Below are 18,160 nucleotides of genomic sequence, written 5' to 3'. Positions count from 1 at the left end.
ATTCGTGCGTTATGATATGTGGAGTGTCGTTCCAAATAATAGAACGGCGATGCGCAACCGGGAGGATACCAAATGAGCTTGTCGAATTTCAGCCGACGTTCGGTGCTAAAAGGGGTTGTAGCTTCCGCCGTTGCGGCGCCTGCTATCTCGTTAACTGCAAGGACGGTGAATGCAGCCGATCCTGTTCAAATCATCTTAAATCGGTACCCCGCGCAGGAATTCTTTGCTGAACGAATGAAAAAGGTGCCCGGCATCGATGTGAATGTTCAATTGATGCCCAATGACAAAATTCTTGAACTGCTGAATATCAATTTGGCGTCTGGCTCTTCAACTTTCGATATCATGCCATGCAATGATACGCAGGTGATCCGATACGCGAAGAACGGCTGGATTCGTCCGCTCAATGATCTCTGGGACAAGTATAAGGACGAGTATCAACTGGGGGACATTGAGAAAAACTTCGTCGCCGGCTCGACTGTCGACGGTAAGCTCTACCAGTTGCCTAACGAATTTAACTCCCACATCACGATGTATCGAAAAGATCTCTATGAAGAGAAGGGCTTTCGTCCGGAGCAAACGATTCAAGAGTTTAAAGATCACGCCAAGGCTCTCGCAACCGACAAGATGGCAGGGACTGTGCTTCTATTTCGAGTAGGTGACCAATGTGCGACGGGAGCTACATACTATTTGAACAATGTCGGCGACGGCTGGTTTCATGATGATTGGCGTCTCGCAGTAAATACGCCGAAGGGCGTGCAGGCCGTTGAATTCATGCGGGACATGGCAAGGTACGCCCAGCGAGGCTTTACCACGGCTTCTGGCGATGAAGGTTCACTTGCCCTTTACCAAGGCTTCGCCGCGATGGGGCATATGTGGGTAACCAGGGCAAGCTCGATGGAGGACCCTAAGAAGTCGCGGGTCGTCGGGAAGATTGGTTATGCTGCTCCAGCTCAAGGTGGCCAGCGCCTGAGTCTCACCGGCTACGCCATCTCGAAATTCAGCAAAAAGGATCCTGACGTCCTGTTCAGAGTTATGCTTGAATCGGTGAAGGAGCAGGCAGCGCGTGATAATATCACGAACAATGTACCTACACGGACGTCCGTCCTAAACGATCAGGAGCTGCAATCCAAATATCCATACCTCGTTGCTGCGAACGGCGCAGCCAAGTATGGAAAAACATATCCCGCGGCGCCATTCTTCTCTCCTGTCGCAGAAATTGTGACGAGGCGCATTGTTCAAGTCATGACAGACGAAATGAAAGCCAAGGAAGCAATGGATCTCGCAGCACAAGAGGGAAACAAGTATCTCGTCGAGAATGGCTTCCTTAGGGGCTAGCTAGGCGATCCATCGCGAGTCGAATGGGATTTGTTATTGCGTATCGTTGGGCAGATCGAATGGGGCCAAGTCGGCCCCGTTCGGCCCCTCCCTTGGTGGTCATGAGCCTCTTGAAGCGTTTCGTTTATAAAAATTGACATTCAAGAGTGAAAAGATCTATCGTCGTGCCATTCCACTAATGAAATCGTCATGCAAGATCGAGCGGGTCCCGTATATGACTAATGTTCAGGAAGTGGCGGTTGGCACAGTTGCTGACGGAGCTATTGTGAAAGGAATGGGCAGATATTCGAAGGCGTCAAAGCGTCGTCTTGCGAAGCAAGGCGGTGATGCCGCTTTGCAGAACGACTCCGCTTGGTTTTTGTTGCCGAGCGGGCTCATCCTTGGTCTCGTAATGATCGCTCCTCTGCTCTTTGCGATTTATCTAAGTCTGTTCAGCTACTTCTTGGGGCAGGACAAGACATTTGTCTGGTTCTCCAATTACGCCTCACTACTCGGTGATGCACGTTTCTGGTGGTCCTTGATCAGGACGGTATGTATCGTTTTTTCAGCGGTCCTACTGGAGTTTTGCTCCGGGTTGCTCATCGCGTATGGGCTTTACAATTTGAGCTCCGGGGCCCGCTTTTTTAACGTTTTAATTATGTTGCCAAACATAATTACACCCGTCGTCTCGGGAGTATTCCTGCGCTGGGTGTTTGTTCCTGACTACGGTCTCATTGACGTTGCTCTCAATACCATCGGAATAGTCGGCCCCGATTTTCTAAGCACCCCCTTCTGGGCGCGCATCACGATCGTCCTCGCCGATATGTGGCAGTTCACGCCGTTTATGGTCTTGGTGCTCTTTGCGGGATTAAACACCGTCGATCGCAGTCAGATCGAGGCTGCGCAGATCGATGGGGTTGGATCGTTCGGAATGCTCCTCCGTATCATGCTGCCAAACATCAAACCTCTGATCGTTTTTGTCTTAGCGATTAGGTTGATGGATTCGTTTCGGTTCTTCGATCAAATCTTCATCTTGACTAGCGGTGGTCCTGGAACAGCGACAGAAACCCTGACGATGTTCACTTACTCATTAGGTTTTAATCTCCTAAACATCGGGGCGGCCTCGGCGCTAGGTGTCATGACGCTAGCGATCGAACTGTTGGTCGTTCTCCTCATGATTCGATTAGTTTATCGAAAGGAAAAGGGTGCATTCTGATGTCACAGATCAACTGGAAGCAACCGGCACTCTTCGTGTTGCTTTTGGCCTTTACCGTGGTGAATTTGTTGCCGATCATCTGGGCAGCGATGATCTCGGTCAAAAACCCTGTCGATGCATTCATGACGACATTATCGTTCAACTTTGAACCGACGTTTGAGTATCACCTAAAGGTGTGGCGCGACAGCGAGTTTCTTCGTTCGTTTTTCAATAGCATCGCCGTTTCCGTCTCGACGGTCCTGATTTCGGTTAGCTGCGGCACAATGGCGGCGTATCAGCTCACGAGAATGCCGCCAGGAAGATCCCGCGTTATTCTTCTGTCGATACTTGGAATGCGAATGTTTCCGCATATCCTGCTGGCTCTGCCGTTCTTTGTGATCGCGCAACTGTTCAATCTGATCGATACCTATTTCCTTTTGGTGCTGGCTTTTGTTGCGATCAATCAGCCATTCACGATCTGGTTCATGCGGAGCTTTTTCGCTGATGTTCCTCGGGAGATCTATGAAGCTGCCGCTATCGATGGCTGCAATGCGTGGCAAACGTTTTATCGCGTTGCGCTTCCGATAGTTAGGCCGGGCCTTTGGGTGACTTCATTATTCTCGCTGCTGCTCGCATACAATGAGTTTCTATTCGCAAGAGTGCTGACCGGAGCCAAGACAAAAACACTTCCCGTTGCTATCTCATCGTTTGGCACAGAAGACGTCAGCTATTGGCCATTGGCAGCAGCTGCTGCAATCGGAATTACTCTTCCGATCATTCTGTTCATGGTTCTCTTACAGCGGCATTTGGTTCGAGGAATCGCAATGGGCGCGGTCAAGGGTTAAGTTGTTTGGGCCAGGTCATCACTCAGGCGGTGACCCAAGTGCACGGGGATTAGAATGTCAGGCGTAAGAATTCGGAATCTAAAGAAGCTTTATGGGCAGATAGAGGTCATCCACAGTATCTCGTTTGATATCGCGGATGGGGAATTCGTGGTGTTGGTGGGGCCATCAGGCTGCGGAAAGTCAACTCTGCTTCGTATGATCGCGGGACTTGAAGGGATCACGGAGGGGGAGATTGCAATTGGTTCGAACGTGGTCAATCGCGTTCCTCCCAAGGACCGCGATATCGCTATGGTGTTTCAGAACTACGCTCTCTATCCCCACATGACGGTAGCCGAAAATATGGGTTTCGGACTGACGATGCGTAGCATCGCTAAGTCTACGGTCGCACAACGAGTTAAATCAGCCGCTGAGATCTTGGCTCTCACCGATCTCCTTGGCCGGTATCCGAAGGAGCTTTCAGGTGGTCAGCGACAGCGAGTTGCAATGGGGCGGGCCATTGTCCGCGATCCGCAAGTGTTCCTGTTCGACGAGCCTCTGTCCAATCTTGACGCTAAGCTTCGCGTCGCGATGCGTAGCGAGATCAAGTCGCTTCATCAACGATTAAAGACGACGACGGTCTACGTCACTCACGATCAGGTCGAAGCTATGACGATGGCTGATAAGATTGTTGTTATGAACAAGGGATTTATCGAGCAAATTGGCACTCCCTTGGAGCTCTATGACACTCCCAAGAACGCGTTTGTGGCTGGATTCATCGGATCTCCCGCTATCAACCTTCTGCAAGGTGAAATCACTGATACAGCCTTTATTAGCGAGAAGGGACTGAAGTTCAGCATTGGCCCGGACACTTGTCGGATCGCCCGGCGCCCGGGTATCAGTGGCGTTATATCAGGCATTCGACCTGAGCATTTGGTGTTGTCGGATAGTGGACTGCCGGTGAAGGTTGAACTTGTTGAGCCGATGGGTTCAGAAACGCAGGTGATCGTTCAAGCGGAAAGCGGAGAACAACTGACGTGTCTTTTTCGCGACAGGATTGGCGCAAGCCCTGGGGAAATCATTCACGTCGCGCCCGCGGCGAACTCCATGCATCTCTTCGACACGGGTACAGGGGCGCGTCTACACTAGAGCGCGATGAATTTGGTTGGGGCTTATCCGGCAATTTGGAACTAGCTAGGGCGCGGACTCATTAACGCGCAGCCATAGCCTGATTGACGCGAGCTGGACGAAGGCAAGGTAGTTGATGGCAAGCCTGTCGTAGCGCGTTGCAATCCGACGACATTGTTTAATTCTGTTGAAGAACCGCTCGACCCGGTTCCGGTCGCGGTAGAGATAAGGGCTGTAGCAGATTGAGTCGCGGCGATTGCTTTTTGGCGGGATGTTGGCCCACGCGCCCTTCTTCATGGCAAGCTCTCTGATCCAGTCGGCGTCATAGCCACGGTCGGCAAGCAGCATTGATCCGGATTTCAGACGAGACAGCAGTTTTCCGGCAAGTCGAACGTCGTGGGCTTCACCGGGACTCAACGCTAGCCGACCGGCAAACCATTGCTATCGACCAATGCATGAATTTTGCTCGTCAAACCGCCGCGTGACCTTCCCATCGATTGGCGCAGGTTCATTGTGATGCATGCTCCATGCTGATGCACGCGGACAATGGAGATGTCGATCATCTGGACAGCGGCATCGTGGGCAGCGGCAAGTACGTTTATGATGCGGCCCCAGACACCAGCCCGCCGCCAGCGAACGAATCGGTTGTAGCAAGTGGTGTATGGGCCGAACGCCTCCGGCAGATCACGCGAGGGTGCTCCAGAGCGCGGAACCCAGAAATGCCGTTGAGGATACGACGGTCGTTTACCCGAGGAACTCCACGCGGCTTGTTCGGCAGCATCGGCTAGATGGCGGTCCATTCATAGTCGGCGAGTTCATAGCGCATGGTTCGAAGCCCCTGTTTGGGAGCTTGAATCACAGGCGTAAGGCCAAGCACAATGCCCCTTGGCCGAGCCCGGCACCGGGCGCTTTGGGGCAAAGCGAACATCGACCGGCCCACAAATCTCCGCGGAATCGGTCAAAAATGACCCTTCCCGACACGGCTCGCTCCTTCATAATAACCTCGAAAGTACAATGGAGGTAAAAAGATGAAGTGCCTGCGCATTTTCGCTACGCCTGATGGCGAATCCCATTTTGGGGAAGTTGATATCCCCACGACACTAACGCGATCGTTTCCGAATGGAGCGCCGGCCGCTAACTATGAATCCTCGCGTTCCGCTTTCTACGAAGCCTCGCGAGTTCGTTTTGTTCATATCCCTGGAGGGGCGCGCGAAGCGGACTTTCATAACCCACCGGGTCGACTCCTTGCCATTTGGTTGGATGGCGAGGTTGAGTTTGAAACGAGCGACGGAGAGATGAGACGTGTCTCCGCTGGAAAGGCGGTTCTAGTCGAGGATACGCATGGGAAAGGGCATATCTCGCGCCATCCACCGGAAGGGCAAAATGTTATACAGGTTTTACTGCCGCACGGCCTTGACGCGCCTTCTGCGTAGTCGGTTGTTGGCCCATCGCATCACATCGCGGCGACGTGGCAATTCACTCGCTGTCGGATCGAAGCGTCATTCGGCGAAGCAGCTCCCACCGAGCCGGGTTTATGTGTACGCGCCCTTAGTTGGCGCGTCTGCCGGTATGAAGGATGGGAGCAACTGGCCGATTGCGGCGTAGCCGATTAGACCGTTCGCGCTGCAGGTGCCAGAGCCGAAAACTTGCTCGATGGAATTCAGGTCGGCGAATACGTCGGCGGAAAGAACAGCTTGGCGCCTCGTAAGCGGATGAGCGCCCGCACGCCTTTACCTTTGTGGCTGCCGGGATTGTCCATGATGACGATGTCACAGGGATGCCGGGAGGGGAGGAGAGAGGCTTCTTTACGTTGATTGCGAAGCTCTCACCGAGCTTACACCCAAGCCCGCACGGTCACTGGAAAGGCCACAACGTTCCTCGCCGCATTGTTACAGTCGAATGCGCATCCTGGGTTCTCGATGGCCCGAACGACAGGTGCGGCACGGCGCCTCCGGTCTCGGAAAATCGGATCAACCTAAACTATCGCCGCTGCATCCGCTGCCAAGATTCGTCTACAGCCCAGCTGCTTTGAGGACGTCAAGCGCCTTGGGATTGTTAACAAGGTGGCGAACGAGTTTCATCGCGCCGGCGGCAACGAACCCTCCATCAATGGTGATTTCGGTTCCCGTGATGTAGTCCGAATCATTTGAAGCTAAAAACAGCGCCAGTCGGGCAACATCGTCCACGGTGCCATGCCGTAGCATTGGCGTTGCAACTCGCATTGCCTCGGCAGAGGACAGGCCACTTCCCATGTCGGTTGCGACCACACCGGGACAAATAGCGTTCACCCTGACGCCAAGGTCTGCGAGTTCGGTTGCTGCGGTCCGTGTCAAGCCGAGCAAGCCAGTCTTGCTTGATACATAAGCAGCACATTTAACGCCGAGATGCGAAGCGGTCGAAGCAATATTGATAATCGAACCTCCGCCAGCCCTACCCATTATAGGTGCTACGTGCTTTATCCCGAGAAATGGCCCTGTGATGTTTACATTCATCACGCGGTTCCACTCGTCGATCGACGTTTCAAGCACGCCAAGTTGATTAATAATGCCGGCGTTGTTCACGAGGATCGTGATCTTATCGCGCCACTCGACGACTTCCGATACAATTGTCTGCCACCGCTGTTCGGAACTTACATCAAGTGGAAAGAAGCGGGCGTGCCCTCCGGCGGCGGAAATCTCGGCCGCAAGGCGATTTCCTTCAGTTTCGAGTACGTCACAGATCGCGACTGCCGCACCTTCCAGCGCGAAACGGCGTGCTTCTTCTGCGCCCTGACCACGCGCGCCACCCGTGATGATCGCGACCTGATTATCTAGTTTTCTCATGACAACTGCCTACGACATTTCGGGATGGATTGGTTGTGAAAAGTTCGGCGACCGCTCAAGCAAACACTGGAGGATCAAATGCCGAGATGTCTGGAAGGTCGTTTACGGGGCCGCGCAGTTCAACAAGACACGTATGTGCTGAACAGCCTTGCGACAGCCCTGAGGAAGGAACATCAAGTGTCAAAGCGTTTGGATTGCCATGAAGCTCAAGGTCCGTATCCGGATCTGGATCGTACCAAGCCCCAGTCGAAAGCCTGACAACGCCCGGCATAATCACATCCGAGACGATCGCGCCGGCAAGACATCGACCTCGCGCATTTGAAAGCTCGACCACATCGCCATCTGTTATGCCGCGAATAGCTGCATCCTGAGTGTTGATGTAGACTGGTTCGCGCCCGTTTACTTTTCCTTCTCGACTCCAAGGACTTGGGTCGAGTTGACTGTGAAGGCGCCTTGTCGGCTGGTCAGAAATGAGATGAAGTTGAGCGGGAGTAACGGAACGACCGCCAAGCCATTCTTTTGGTTCTATCCAGGTCGCGTGTCCAGGGCAGTCGGCCAAACGAAAGCTGTCAATTGTCGCAGATCCTATTTCGATGCGACCCGAAGGGGTTTGAAGCGGGTTCGCGATAGGATCTTCGGCAAAGTCTTTTAGCATGATGACAGGTTTGTCGTGCTCTGAGAAGTCGAGCAGCCCGGCAGACCAAAAGTCATCGAAGCTCGGTACTGAAATTCCGATCGTATCCGCTTTTGTAGCGAATTGCGCGTATAGTCTGCGCAGCCAATCACCGCTGGAATGGCCCTCGGTAAATAGGTCCTTCGTTCCGAGCCGCTCAGCTAGCCCCGCGAAGATGTCATAATCATCCTTGGCCTCTCCTGCGGGGGGGATCACCTTGGCCATAGCGACCAGCCGTGCCTCCTTGGTTGCGAAACCTAAGTCGTCGCGCTCAAGGGTGGTTGTTACGGGAAAGACGATGTCGGCGCGCTTTGCCGTAGCTGTCCAAAACTGCTCGTTGACGATGATGGTGTCTGGCTTCGCCCAAGCTCTGCGAAGGCGGTTCAAATCCTGGTGATGATGGTAGGGGTTGCCGCCAGCCCAATAGATTAGCTTGATATCTGGATAAGTGTACTCCGCACCGTCATAAGTGAACGTCTTGCCGGGATTGAGCAACATGTCGGCAATTCGTGCGACAGGTATGAAATCTTTTACTGCATTCGTACCTTGGGAGAATGTTGGGCCAGACATGCGGAGATGCGGGCTGCCCATCTGATTGGTCGGACCATAGCCCACTCCAAAGCCCCCGCCTGGTTTGCCAATCTGACCAAGCATCGCCGCAAGCGTTACTAAGGCCCAAAATGGCTGTTCGCCGTGCGTGGCTCGCTGCAACGACCAAGCGATACTTAGCATCGTTCGATGAGAGGCGGCATCGCGGGCGAGGCTCGCGATTTTGTCAGCTGGGACCCGCGTAATCCCTTCTGCCCACTTCGGGGATTTTGGTAGATTATCGTGCTTTCCAAGAATGTAGTCACGAAACGTTTCATAGCCGACGGTGCACCGAGCCAAGAAACTTCGATCCAGGAGTCCTTCAGTTTCGAGCACCCAGGCCATGGCCAGCATGAGCGCGGTGTCGGTATTTGGGCGTATAGGAACCCAATCTACCGCATCACCGGTTTTCAGATTGTCTTCGACCGGGCTAACATTGACAAATCTTACGCCCGACTTTGCCATCTGGCGCAAGCCGCCCGGCACCCGATGATCAGCGACGCCGCCGGCGGTCACTTGAGCATTTTTTTCCGGTACACCCCCGAACGCGATAAATAGCTGGGTGTGCTCCGCCATTACGTCCCACGACGTATGGATGGACTGAAGATACTCCATTTCGCCCACCAGATGGGGCATGAGCACACGAGCCGCACCCAGGCTGTACGAGTCCATGTGTCGTACATAACCGCCAATTCCATTCAGGAAACGGTGAACTTGGCTTTGTGCGTGGTGGAAGCGACCAGCGCTGGCCCAACCGTACGATCCTCCAAAAATCGAACGATTTCCGTTTTCTTTCCTGGTTTTGTCGATTGCTGCAGCAGCTAGATCGAGAGCTTGATCCCATCCCATTTCAACAAAGGCCTCGCGGCCGCGCAAATCGGTTCGACTGCCTGGTCCTCCATCAAGGTAGCTCTTGCGTACTGACGGGCGTTGCACCCGTGCGCCCGAAAGTTCAGGAGCAAGTTGATGAAGACCGATCGAGGAGGGCGCTGTATCCTTTCGGTAAGGCTTGAGTACTGGCGCGCCCGCTTTCTCCTCTACCTCATAGATGCCCCAATGCGATGCTGTGTATCTGGTCATGTGCGGGTCGACCTATGTCTCAGTTGTAGTTGATCCAAACGGACTTTGTATTCAGGTAGTCGTCTACGTGCTCCACGCCACCTTCTCGCCCATAGCCACTTAACTTGTTACCGCCAAAGGGAACCGCGGGGTCCATCACATTATAGCAATTCACCCAAACCGAACCTGCTTTGATTGATTTTGCAAGTCGGTGCACTTTCTTTACGTCACGAGTCCAGATGCCGCTTCCGAGACCAAAAGGCGTCGCGTTCGCGCGTCGCTCGACTTCGTCCATAGTGTCAAACGGAATAGCGCAAACGACGGGTCCAAAGATTTCCTCGCGTACAATTCTCATGTCATCCTTCACGCTTCCAAAAACAGTTGGCGGCAGAAAATATCCATTAGCAAGCGGCGCATCCAGCATCCGTTTACCACCGGACAAAGTAGTCGCTCCCTCATCGAGGCCGATCTGTATGTAGGACAAGATTCGATCGAGCTGTTCTTTTGAGACAACGGGGCCGATCTGCGTTTTAGGGTCTAGGCCGTCACCGACCACGAGATCGGAGCCAAACTTAGCGACGCGCGCTATAAATTCGTCGTATATCGACCTCTCGACGAACAAACGTGTTCCTGCACAGCAAACCTGGCCGGTGTTCCCAAATACACCCATGGCTGCGCCCATGACGGCTTTGTCAAGATCTGCATCGGCAAACACGATATCTGGAGATTTTCCGCCAAGCTCAAGAGTAACTCTCTTTAAATTACCAGCTGAGGCCTGAATGATCTTTTGGCCAACAAAGTGCGATCCAGTGAATGCAATTTTGTCAACGTCCGCATGCTGCGCCAATGCGGCGCCGGCGCTTTCGCCGAAACCCGTAATCACATTTACAACGCCTGATGGAACGCCAGCTTCGATGATGAGTTCCGCAAGGCGAAGACAGGACAGGGAAGCTTGCTCTGCTGGCTTTAGAACTACCGTGCAGCCTGTCGCGAGCGCAGGTCCTATCTTCCAGATAGCCGAGGTCAGGGGGGCATTCCACGGAATGATTGCACCTACAACGCCGATAGGTTCGCGCGCCGTATATGTAAACATCTCGCGCGAGGCAGAGTTCTCGATTGTCTGCCCGTGGATGGCAGTAGCAAGACCGGCATAGAAGCGCAGACGGCCAATCGCTCTCTTATGGCTATTGGCTCGAAGCCGAGAAAGCGGCGCCCCCATCTCAAGTGAATCAAGCAGGCTTAGTTCGTCGAAGTGACGATCGACCAGATCGGCGAGCTTCAGGATACAAGCTTGCCGCTCGTAAGGAGTGAAATGGCTCCAAGGTCCTTCAAAAGCGCGTCGCGCAGCGCTTGCCGCCATCGCAACGTCGGGAGCGGCGCCAGCTGCGATTCGAGCGAGAACTTGGCCATTTGAAGGATTGATCGTCTCAAACGTTTCGCCAGAGATTGCGGGCGTCCACTTTCCATCAATGAACAGCTCTTTCGGATGCTCGCTAAGAAAAGCTGGCCGCTGCACTTTGAAGTCTGAGGCAATATTCATCTGTGGCTCGCGTCCTGTGGACATCAGTCGGGATGGGTTTTTATTTAAGGACCGGAGGTGACGTGGGTTCGCCAGTTCGGCCACAATCGTCGTCGGAAGGAGGGAAGCGCCGTAGGGGAGACTTGCTGGTTCTCGCTTCGTTTCCTTGGCTCGCTACCGTTGTCTAGGCGGCGCCGCTGAAATCGCGCACTCCCATTGCACAGTCGTGTTCTAGTTGGTGTTCTAATATATAGAACGATGTTCTCATTGTTGGAGTGTGCGCAGAACACGCGGGATTGTCAAGAAGTCTGGGCAGGCTTCGTCAAGCAAAAGGCACTGCCTGGGCTATGTGCCCGTCTTTCACTTGACGCAGCTCGGTAGGTGGATTATTAAGAATATGATACGGCGTTCCAAATAATGAAACGACAGAGAATCGGAATTGAGTGCATGATATCCAGCTCCAGCTCCAACTCAGCTCAGCTTCCTCTCGCCGGAATCCGAGTAATCGAATTTTGTCAAATTGCGGCTGGCCCATTTTGCGGAATGCTGCTCGCTGACTTTGGCGCCGACGTCGTTAAAATAGAGAACCCGGATGGCGGCGATGGTTTGCGCAGCTGGCCTCCGCACCGGGATGGCTACAGCGAAAATTTCGCATCCTTGAATCGAAACAAGCGGTCTGTCGCTCTGGATCTAAAACATCCTGACGACCTTCTGGTGGCCAAGCATCTCTGCCGAACAGCTGATGTTGTCGTTGAGAATAACCGTCCGGGCGTAATGGACCGGCTTGGTCTAGGATACGCCTCCGTAGCGTCAGATAATCCCAAGGTTGTGTATTGCTCGATTTCGGGATTTGGACAGGACGGGCCTCGCTCTCAAGAGGGTGGATTCGACGTCACTATACAGGCGATCGCTGGTGTAATGAGTGTGACGGGTGAGCCGGATGGTGGGCCGGTGAAGTGCGGCGTACCAATAAGTGACTTCTCGTCCGGACTATACGCGGCCTTCTCTGTCGCCGCAGCACTCCGACTTGCTTCGCAATCGGGACAAGGACAGCACATCGACATTTCTCTTCTCGGGGCAACGCTTGCGATCGCTGCGCTACAGACGTCCGAATATTTCGGAACAGGACGGGTGCCAAAAAGGTTGGGCGCAGCTCATCCGCGCAACGCGCCATACGAAGCATTTCAGGCGAAGGACGATTGGTTCGTGTTGGCCGCCGGAAACAATAAACTTTGGACGACAGTTTGTTCTGTTGTGAAGATGGAAGAGTTATCGCGGGATCCGCGGTTCTTGACTAATTCTGATCGAGCGAAAAATCAGCGTGAGCTGCGAGCAATTCTGGAAGGCGTCTTTGGAACTCGCAACGCTGGAGAGTGGGTGGCTCAATTTCAACAGTTGGGTGTGCCTTGTGGGCTAATTAATAGCTACGCGCAGGCATTGGACGACCCTCAAGTCATTGCAATGGATTGGGTTCAGGATATTGCACTGCCGTCGGGCAGTAGGACTAAAACGTTTGGCTGCCCTGTTCGAATCAATGGGGTTTCACCGCCAATTCGTCTGGACCCGCCGGCTCTTGGGGCTCACAATAGCGAATTCCTACTTGAAGGGGGCCAGCTCCAACGGCGCGCAGGGAGTTAACCAATGAGCATACGGCCATTTCGTGACTTCGTCTGCGAGCTTACCAACCTTGCCGATCGAGGGCTTGCCGAGTCCACTATGCTGGAAGCTGCGCGCCCTTTGATGAGTGATCTCTTGTTGCGAGATACTTGGCTGCCGGATGCGTATTCGCAAGCGAATCCGAACTTCTACCAGCAGTATTTACTCCATTGTGATATTAAGCAGCGGTTTTCAGTCGTTAGCTTTGTCTGGGGACCCGGCCAAGAAACACCCATCCACGATCATACCGTATGGGGACTCCTTGGGGTTTTACGTGGCTCGGAGGTGTCTCAGCGGTACGAATTTGAAGATGGCCAACTACAGAAACATGGCGATCTCGAATTCCTGGAAGCTGGTGCTATCGACGCTGTGTCGCCAACAATCGGGGATATACACAAGGTTAAGAATGGCCGGGCGCACAACGTTTCAGTGTCGATCCATTTGTACGGTGGCAACATTGGGTCAATCTCGCGCCATGCATTCAAGCCGGACGGTGAGGTAAAGCCGTTTACCAGCGGATACTCGCTAAGTACGACGCCTAACCTCTGGACGCCATAGTCAAGCTTATCCGCTGATGAAAATCCGACGTGCTTCGATGGAATGCGTTTAGCGTCGCTCGACAGCGCCGCTTTGCCGCTCTCAAACCTAGTAACTCGCTCTAAATAAAGTCCTTGAATGGAACAATTTCCGCGCTTCGCCAGCATCAAGATGGAGCTGAATAGCGGTTTAGGCCGTTTGATTCTTTCCAGGCCCGAACGCGGAAATGCGCTCAGCCCGATCATGGTCCAAGAACTTTCGCAAGGTTTAGCCGCACTGATTTCAGCGGGCGCGTTAGGCGTTGCGTTCATGGGAGAGGGAAGGCACTTCTGCACCGGATTTGACTTGTCGGATGTCGATGAATGCTCGGATGGTGATCTGCTCCTCCGATTCATTGAGATTGAGGAGTTTCTTCAGAGCGTCTATGAGGCCAAATTAACAACAATAGCCGTCGGAAAAGGGCGCGTAGTTGGAGCCGGCGCAGATCTGTTTGCTGCCTGTGATAGAAGGATCGCTATTGAAGGATCGACCTTTAGCTTCCCCGGCGCGGGCTTCGGACTGGTTCTCGGAACCGCGCGACTACAATCTCGTGTAGGAAGAGATAATGCGCGGCGCATTGTGACTCTTGGCGAGGTCTTGAGCGCAGAAGATGCGCAGTCCATTCGGCTCACCACCGACGTAGAAAAAGAAGAATCCGTCGAAGGTATCGTGACCGGCATTGTTGATAGACTTCAATTGCTTGGCGGGACGACATTGGCTGCGGTAAATTGCGCGACTAGCTCGAGCAATAAAGATACGCAACTCGCGTCTCTCGTTCGATCCGCGGCGTTGCCAGGGCTGCGCGATAGAATCTTGTCATACAAGGCGCGCGTTACAGCAAAACAGAAGACTTGAGGAAACGGCGAGCCTCGTACGTGCGCCGAACAATAGGGGGACGCTTTTGGGGAACGGTACTGTTTACGATTTTATCATAACCGGCGCTGGCTCAGCTGGTTGTGTCTTGGCCGCTCGACTAAGTGAATCCGGAACGCATAGCGTATTGCTGCTCGAAGCCGGCGGTGAAGATAAAGGATTCTGGATTCACACTCCGCTCGGCTTCCCGTTCTTATTCAGCAATCCAAAAGTGAATTGGATGTTCGAAAGTGAGCCCGTGGCGGAGCTTGGCAATCGTACAGCTTATACACCACGCGGGAAGGTTCTTGGAGGGTCGAGTTCCATCAATGGCATGGTTTACATTCGCGGACACGCCCGGGACTACGATGAATGGCAACAGTTAGGATGCTCCGGATGGAGCTACGACGAAGTACTGCCCTATTTCAAAAAGGCAGAAGATCAGAGTAGGGGGCGCGATCATTTTCATGGAATTGGTGGTCCGCTGAAAGTCTCGGATCACCAAGAGACGCATCCCCTGGCCGACGCGTTCATAGAGGCTGGAATTCAGGCCGGCATATCGCCGAACGGTGATTTCAACGGCGCCTCCCAGGAGGGAATTGGATACTATCAAACCAACAGCTTTCGCGGGAAGCGTTGGAGCACGGCGACAGCTTACCTCAAATCGGCGCGGAATCGTCCGAATTTGCACGTCGTTACAAATGCTCACGCAACTCGCGTCTTACTCGAGGAACGACGAGCTGTCGGTGTAGAATACCGAACCGCTGCTGGATTGGAGACAGCACGCGCGCGGCGCGAAGTATTGGTATCAGGTGGCGTTTTTGGTTCCCCTCAGTTGCTTATGCTTTCAGGAATTGGTCCCGGCGATCACCTTCGAGGGGCCGGTATCGACGTTATCCATGACTTGCCAACCGTTGGGAAAAATCTGCACGATCACTTCTTTGTTCAGCTAATGTTTCGATGCAGCAAACCGATCACCTTGAATGATCTCTCGCGTAGCTGGCCAAAGAAGCTTGCAGCGGGCCTTCAGTATTTAGCTCTCCGATCGGGTCCGCTTTCCATCAATGGAATCTTTGCGGGGGCATTTGTCCGCAGTGATGAGCGGCTTGAGCGGCCTGACCTACAGCTGAACATGAATGCTTGGAGCGTTGCAAAGCGAACTCGCGATGGCGCAGTGCCACATCCCTTCCCGGGGCTGACCATAAGCCCTGTCCACCTGAAGCCAGAGAGCCGCGGGGAAGTGCTGCTAAAGAGCTCTGATCCTATGGCCGCACCCGCCATACATTTTAGATGCCTCTCGACCATCTACGATTTAGACGCGATGGTTGGCGGGATCCAAATGATCCGTAAGATTGCCCAGCAACCGGCTCTAAAGCCGTTAATCACGGAGGAAATCCAACCCGGTCTGAATGTTGAGAGTGAGCGGGACCTGGAAGCCTTTATTCGCCAGTTGGGTTATCCCAACCTCCACCCAGTCGGAACGTGCCGTATGGGCTCGGATCCCGGCGCAGTTGTCGACGCAAAGTTGAACGTCAATGGAGTGCGATCGTTACGTGTCGTTGACGCGTCGGTTATGCCTCGGGTCGTGGCAGGAAATACAAACGCACCCACGATCATGATTGCGGAAAAAGCTTCGGATATGATCTTGAAGGAAGCTTCGACGGGGTGAAGATCCGTCGCTGATTGAAACACGAGAGCGTCACGTAAAGCCGGGTTGTTGAACTTGCTGTTCATGCAACGTGAGCGCCCGCGTTTTGGCAGGCACCCGTCCGCTAGATTGACACTCATTCAAATAGGGTGTTAGTGCTGTGGCAAATCTTGATACAGCGTATCAAATATTGGAACAACGGGTGAGGCGATGAATTCTGCTTTGCAATCCATGATTTCCCCAAATATCGTGGCCGTCATCGGAGCGTCGGAAGGGCTCGACAAGTTTGGTGGTCGCATTGTTCACTATTTAAAGAAGCATGGCTTCCCGGGCAAAATTCTCCCGATCAATTCCAAGGCCACCGAATTGCAAGGCTTGCCTTGCTACCCCAGCATCAAGGACGTCGGTTGCATACCTGATGTTGTAGTCATTGTTGTTCCGGCAAAGGCGATGTTGGAGCAGATCGAACTTTGCGCCAGCGTGGGCATCAAATCCGCTGTCTTGATAACGGGCATGCTTGATGAGGTGGATGCTGGCGGGGACAGCTTACAAAACAAGGTAGTCAGAACAGCTGCGGCGGCTGGAATGCGCTTGTTGGGTCCGAATTGCCTCGGAATAGTAAATGCCATCGATAATGTTGCGTTGACATCGTCGCTGGCGATGGAAGTTCCGACATTAAGACCTGGTGGGGTTGGAATCGTTAGCCAGAGCGGTGCTTTAATGGGCACCATGATGGCAAGGTGTAGTGACTACGGCGTGGGATTTAGTCGCTGCATTTCAGTCGGGAATCAAGCCGATCTCGAGCTCTGCGATTTTTTCGAGTATCTTATCGCGGATGAGAAGACGCAGGCTATTTGCCTCTATATCGAAGGAATCAAAGACCGTGGTCGATTCTTCGAGCTCGCTCGCCGTGCATTCGCGGCCGGAAAGCCCGTGCTTGCAGTCAAGGCGGGACGTAGTGTGGCAGGCGCCGCCATTGGCCAGTCCCACACCGGCAGCCTGGCAGGTTCGTACGATGCGTTTGAAGCGTATTGCGCTGCCAATGGCGTTGTAGTGGCCCAAGATCCTTACGTGATGATTCTGGCTGCCGACATGTTGGTTAGGTTGCCAAACGCAGCCGGTAAGCCGGCGGGTATTGCGGCCATCGGCTCATCTGGAGGAAGTACTGCTAATTTCGCAGACCAACTCGTTGGTCGCTCTCTCCGATTGCCAAATGTGAGTGACGTAACCAAGCAGAAGCTTGAAGAGTGGATGCCGGCTGAGGATGCGCATATTCCTGTTGATACTGGGGCGTTCCGTGGCGGCACCTCACGTCAGGGCATCATTAGCGTCTTGGAGACCATGCTGGACGACGATGATGTCTCATCAGTTGTCTACGCGATGACAACTTCGCCCCGCATGACCGACTATGCTGCCATTGTTCCTGAAATATCGCGACGCACGAAAAAGCCGATTCTATTCACACTTCTCGCGGGCAGCATGGCTCAGCCGGTACGGAAGGTGTTGCATGAGGCCAACTACCCGTTTGTGGACAACCTCGCAGATGCATTCACAATACTGGAGCTGCTGCATGAGGTGGGAAACCAGAAATTGGAAGGTCTGCGCGCTTTAACAACTCGTCCTCCGGGCGTATCGGCATTACCTGATCCGCGGAGCGGCCAACTAACTGAATCCGAGGCAAAAGCGCTCGTAGCCGCTTACGGTATCAGTACCGCAGGTGAGGTTCGCATAGCCAACGAAGCCGGGCTTAGCGGCCTCAAGCAGCTGGCTCTACCCGCTGTCGTGAAGGGGGTATCTCGTAACATTCTCCACAAGTCGGAGGCCAACATCGTAAGGGTCGGCTTGGAGTCCGAATCGGAAGTACGTTCGGCTTGTGAAGACGTATTTCGCATATTACGCGACAAGGACCCCGAGGGAGCGGAAGGCGTCACCATTCAGGAAATGGTAATAGGTGAAGCGGAGCTTTTCATGGGAGCGCGCTTCGATCCCGAATATGGGCCTTTAGTCACCGTAGGGTTTGGCGGAATTTTTGTTGAAATCCTGCGTGACGTAGCAATAGCAGCTGCGCCGATTGATACTGCCACAGCAAAAAAGATGATTATGAGCCTTAAGTTGTGGCCATTGCTGAACGGAGCTCGCGGCCGCAACGTAGCCGATGCAGATTCTGCTGCTCAAGCAGTATCGCGCCTCTCGTGGCTCGCCGCTGACATGGGAAGCAAGCTTATCGAGATCGACGTCAATCCGCTTATTGTGAAAAAACAAGGCGAAGGTGCAGTCGCAGTCGATGCTGCCGCAGTGATCGCCTAGCA

The 18,160-nt window shown here is 53.6% G+C and carries 12 protein-coding genes and 2 pseudogenes; 9 read left to right on the top strand and 5 right to left on the bottom strand.

Going from position 1 to position 18,160, the window contains the following annotated elements:
- The first annotated feature begins 72 nt into the window (after window positions 1-72).
- The 4 genes from JQ575_RS02065 to JQ575_RS02050 all read left to right on the top strand — a co-directional run bounded on the left by JQ575_RS02065 (window position 73) and on the right by JQ575_RS02050 (window position 4,479).
- Entirely contained in the window at window positions 73-1,335 is a 1,263-nt protein-coding gene (locus tag JQ575_RS02065; RefSeq protein ID WP_212031631.1) for an extracellular solute-binding protein, read from the top strand.
- A gap of 214 nt (window positions 1,336-1,549) precedes the next feature.
- Window positions 1,550-2,530 carry a carbohydrate ABC transporter permease gene (locus tag JQ575_RS02060; RefSeq protein WP_212031630.1) on the top strand — a complete coding sequence of 327 codons (981 nt, stop codon included), beginning with the start codon at window positions 1,550-1,552 and terminating at the stop codon, window positions 2,528-2,530.
- A complete protein-coding gene (locus JQ575_RS02055; RefSeq protein WP_212031629.1) occupies window positions 2,530-3,354 on the top strand; it encodes a carbohydrate ABC transporter permease in 825 nt (274 codons plus the stop codon). Before JQ575_RS02060 ends, JQ575_RS02055 begins: the two co-directional genes overlap by 1 nt.
- Window positions 3,355-3,408: 54 nt before the next feature.
- Entirely contained in the window at window positions 3,409-4,479 is a 1,071-nt protein-coding gene (locus tag JQ575_RS02050) for an ABC transporter ATP-binding protein (protein ID WP_212031628.1), read from the top strand.
- Window positions 4,480-4,524: 45 nt separating this feature from the next.
- On the opposite strand, the pseudogene JQ575_RS02045 reads toward JQ575_RS02050, so the two are convergent.
- From JQ575_RS02045 to JQ575_RS02030, 5 genes and pseudogenes are all read right to left on the bottom strand, one after another.
- A pseudogene (locus JQ575_RS02045) lies at window positions 4,525-5,239 on the bottom strand (IS5 family transposase).
- 859 nt (window positions 5,240-6,098) lie between these two features.
- Window positions 6,099-6,232: pseudogene (locus tag JQ575_RS44340) on the bottom strand (transposase); the annotation flags it as partial.
- A 238-nt stretch (window positions 6,233-6,470) separates the two neighbouring features.
- Entirely contained in the window at window positions 6,471-7,280 is an 810-nt protein-coding gene (locus JQ575_RS02040; protein ID WP_212031627.1) for an SDR family NAD(P)-dependent oxidoreductase, read from the bottom strand.
- Between the two features lie 55 nt (window positions 7,281-7,335).
- Window positions 7,336-9,621, bottom strand: a complete 2,286-nt coding sequence (locus tag JQ575_RS02035) for a molybdopterin-dependent oxidoreductase (protein ID WP_212031626.1) — start codon at window positions 9,619-9,621, stop codon at window positions 7,336-7,338.
- Window positions 9,622-9,640: 19 nt separating this feature from the next.
- Window positions 9,641-11,140, bottom strand: coding sequence for an aldehyde dehydrogenase family protein (locus JQ575_RS02030; protein ID WP_212031625.1), 1,500 nt, complete (start codon window positions 11,138-11,140; stop codon window positions 9,641-9,643).
- Between the two features lie 426 nt (window positions 11,141-11,566).
- Between JQ575_RS02030 and JQ575_RS02025 the strand changes: the two genes are divergently transcribed.
- The 5 genes from JQ575_RS02025 (at window position 11,567) to JQ575_RS02005 (ending at window position 18,158) form a co-directional block, all read left to right on the top strand.
- Entirely contained in the window at window positions 11,567-12,757 is a 1,191-nt protein-coding gene (locus tag JQ575_RS02025; protein WP_212031624.1) for a CaiB/BaiF CoA-transferase family protein, read from the top strand.
- Between the two features lie 3 nt (window positions 12,758-12,760).
- On the top strand, window positions 12,761-13,333 hold the full coding sequence (locus JQ575_RS02020; protein ID WP_212031623.1) for a cysteine dioxygenase: 573 nt from the start codon (window positions 12,761-12,763) through the stop codon (window positions 13,331-13,333).
- Window positions 13,334-13,450: 117 nt separating this feature from the next.
- A complete protein-coding gene (locus tag JQ575_RS02015) occupies window positions 13,451-14,206 on the top strand; it encodes an enoyl-CoA hydratase/isomerase family protein (protein ID WP_212031622.1) in 756 nt (251 codons plus the stop codon).
- Between the two features lie 46 nt (window positions 14,207-14,252).
- Complete coding sequence (locus tag JQ575_RS02010; RefSeq protein ID WP_212031621.1) at window positions 14,253-15,872, top strand: GMC family oxidoreductase; 1,620 nt, start codon at window positions 14,253-14,255, stop codon at window positions 15,870-15,872.
- 189 nt (window positions 15,873-16,061) lie between these two features.
- The gene (locus JQ575_RS02005) at window positions 16,062-18,158 is read left to right on the top strand and encodes an acetate--CoA ligase family protein (protein ID WP_212031620.1); all 2,097 of its coding nucleotides are present in this window, start codon (window positions 16,062-16,064) and stop codon (window positions 18,156-18,158) included.
- Window positions 18,159-18,160 lie beyond the last annotated feature (2 nt).

The sequence above is a fragment of the Bradyrhizobium sp. JYMT SZCCT0428 genome, assembly GCF_018131075.1.
GTDB lineage: Bacteria > Pseudomonadota > Alphaproteobacteria > Rhizobiales > Xanthobacteraceae > Bradyrhizobium.
The sequence above is the reverse complement of the archived record's forward strand: the minus strand, read 5'-3'. Positions and strand labels throughout refer to the sequence as shown.

Bases quoted from the DNA above. Each gene is read 5' to 3' on its own strand.
- JQ575_RS02065 (WP_212031631.1), top strand. From the start codon at position 73: ATGAGCTTGTCGAATTTCAGCCGACGTTCGGTGCTAAAAGGGGTTGTA.
- JQ575_RS02060 (WP_212031630.1), top strand. From the start codon at position 1,550: ATGACTAATGTTCAGGAAGTGGCGGTTGGCACAGTTGCTGACGGAGCT.
- JQ575_RS02055 (WP_212031629.1), top strand. From the start codon at position 2,530: ATGTCACAGATCAACTGGAAGCAACCGGCACTCTTCGTGTTGCTTTTG.
- JQ575_RS02050 (WP_212031628.1), top strand. From the start codon at position 3,409: ATGTCAGGCGTAAGAATTCGGAATCTAAAGAAGCTTTATGGGCAGATA.
- JQ575_RS02040 (WP_212031627.1), bottom strand. From the start codon at position 7,280: ATGAGAAAACTAGATAATCAGGTCGCGATCATCACGGGTGGCGCGCGT.
- JQ575_RS02035 (WP_212031626.1), bottom strand. From the start codon at position 9,621: ATGACCAGATACACAGCATCGCATTGGGGCATCTATGAGGTAGAGGAG.
- JQ575_RS02030 (WP_212031625.1), bottom strand. From the start codon at position 11,140: ATGAATATTGCCTCAGACTTCAAAGTGCAGCGGCCAGCTTTTCTTAGC.
- JQ575_RS02025 (WP_212031624.1), top strand. From the start codon at position 11,567: ATGATATCCAGCTCCAGCTCCAACTCAGCTCAGCTTCCTCTCGCCGGA.
- JQ575_RS02020 (WP_212031623.1), top strand. From the start codon at position 12,761: ATGAGCATACGGCCATTTCGTGACTTCGTCTGCGAGCTTACCAACCTT.
- JQ575_RS02015 (WP_212031622.1), top strand. From the start codon at position 13,451: ATGGAACAATTTCCGCGCTTCGCCAGCATCAAGATGGAGCTGAATAGC.
- JQ575_RS02005 (WP_212031620.1), top strand. From the start codon at position 16,062: ATGAATTCTGCTTTGCAATCCATGATTTCCCCAAATATCGTGGCCGTC.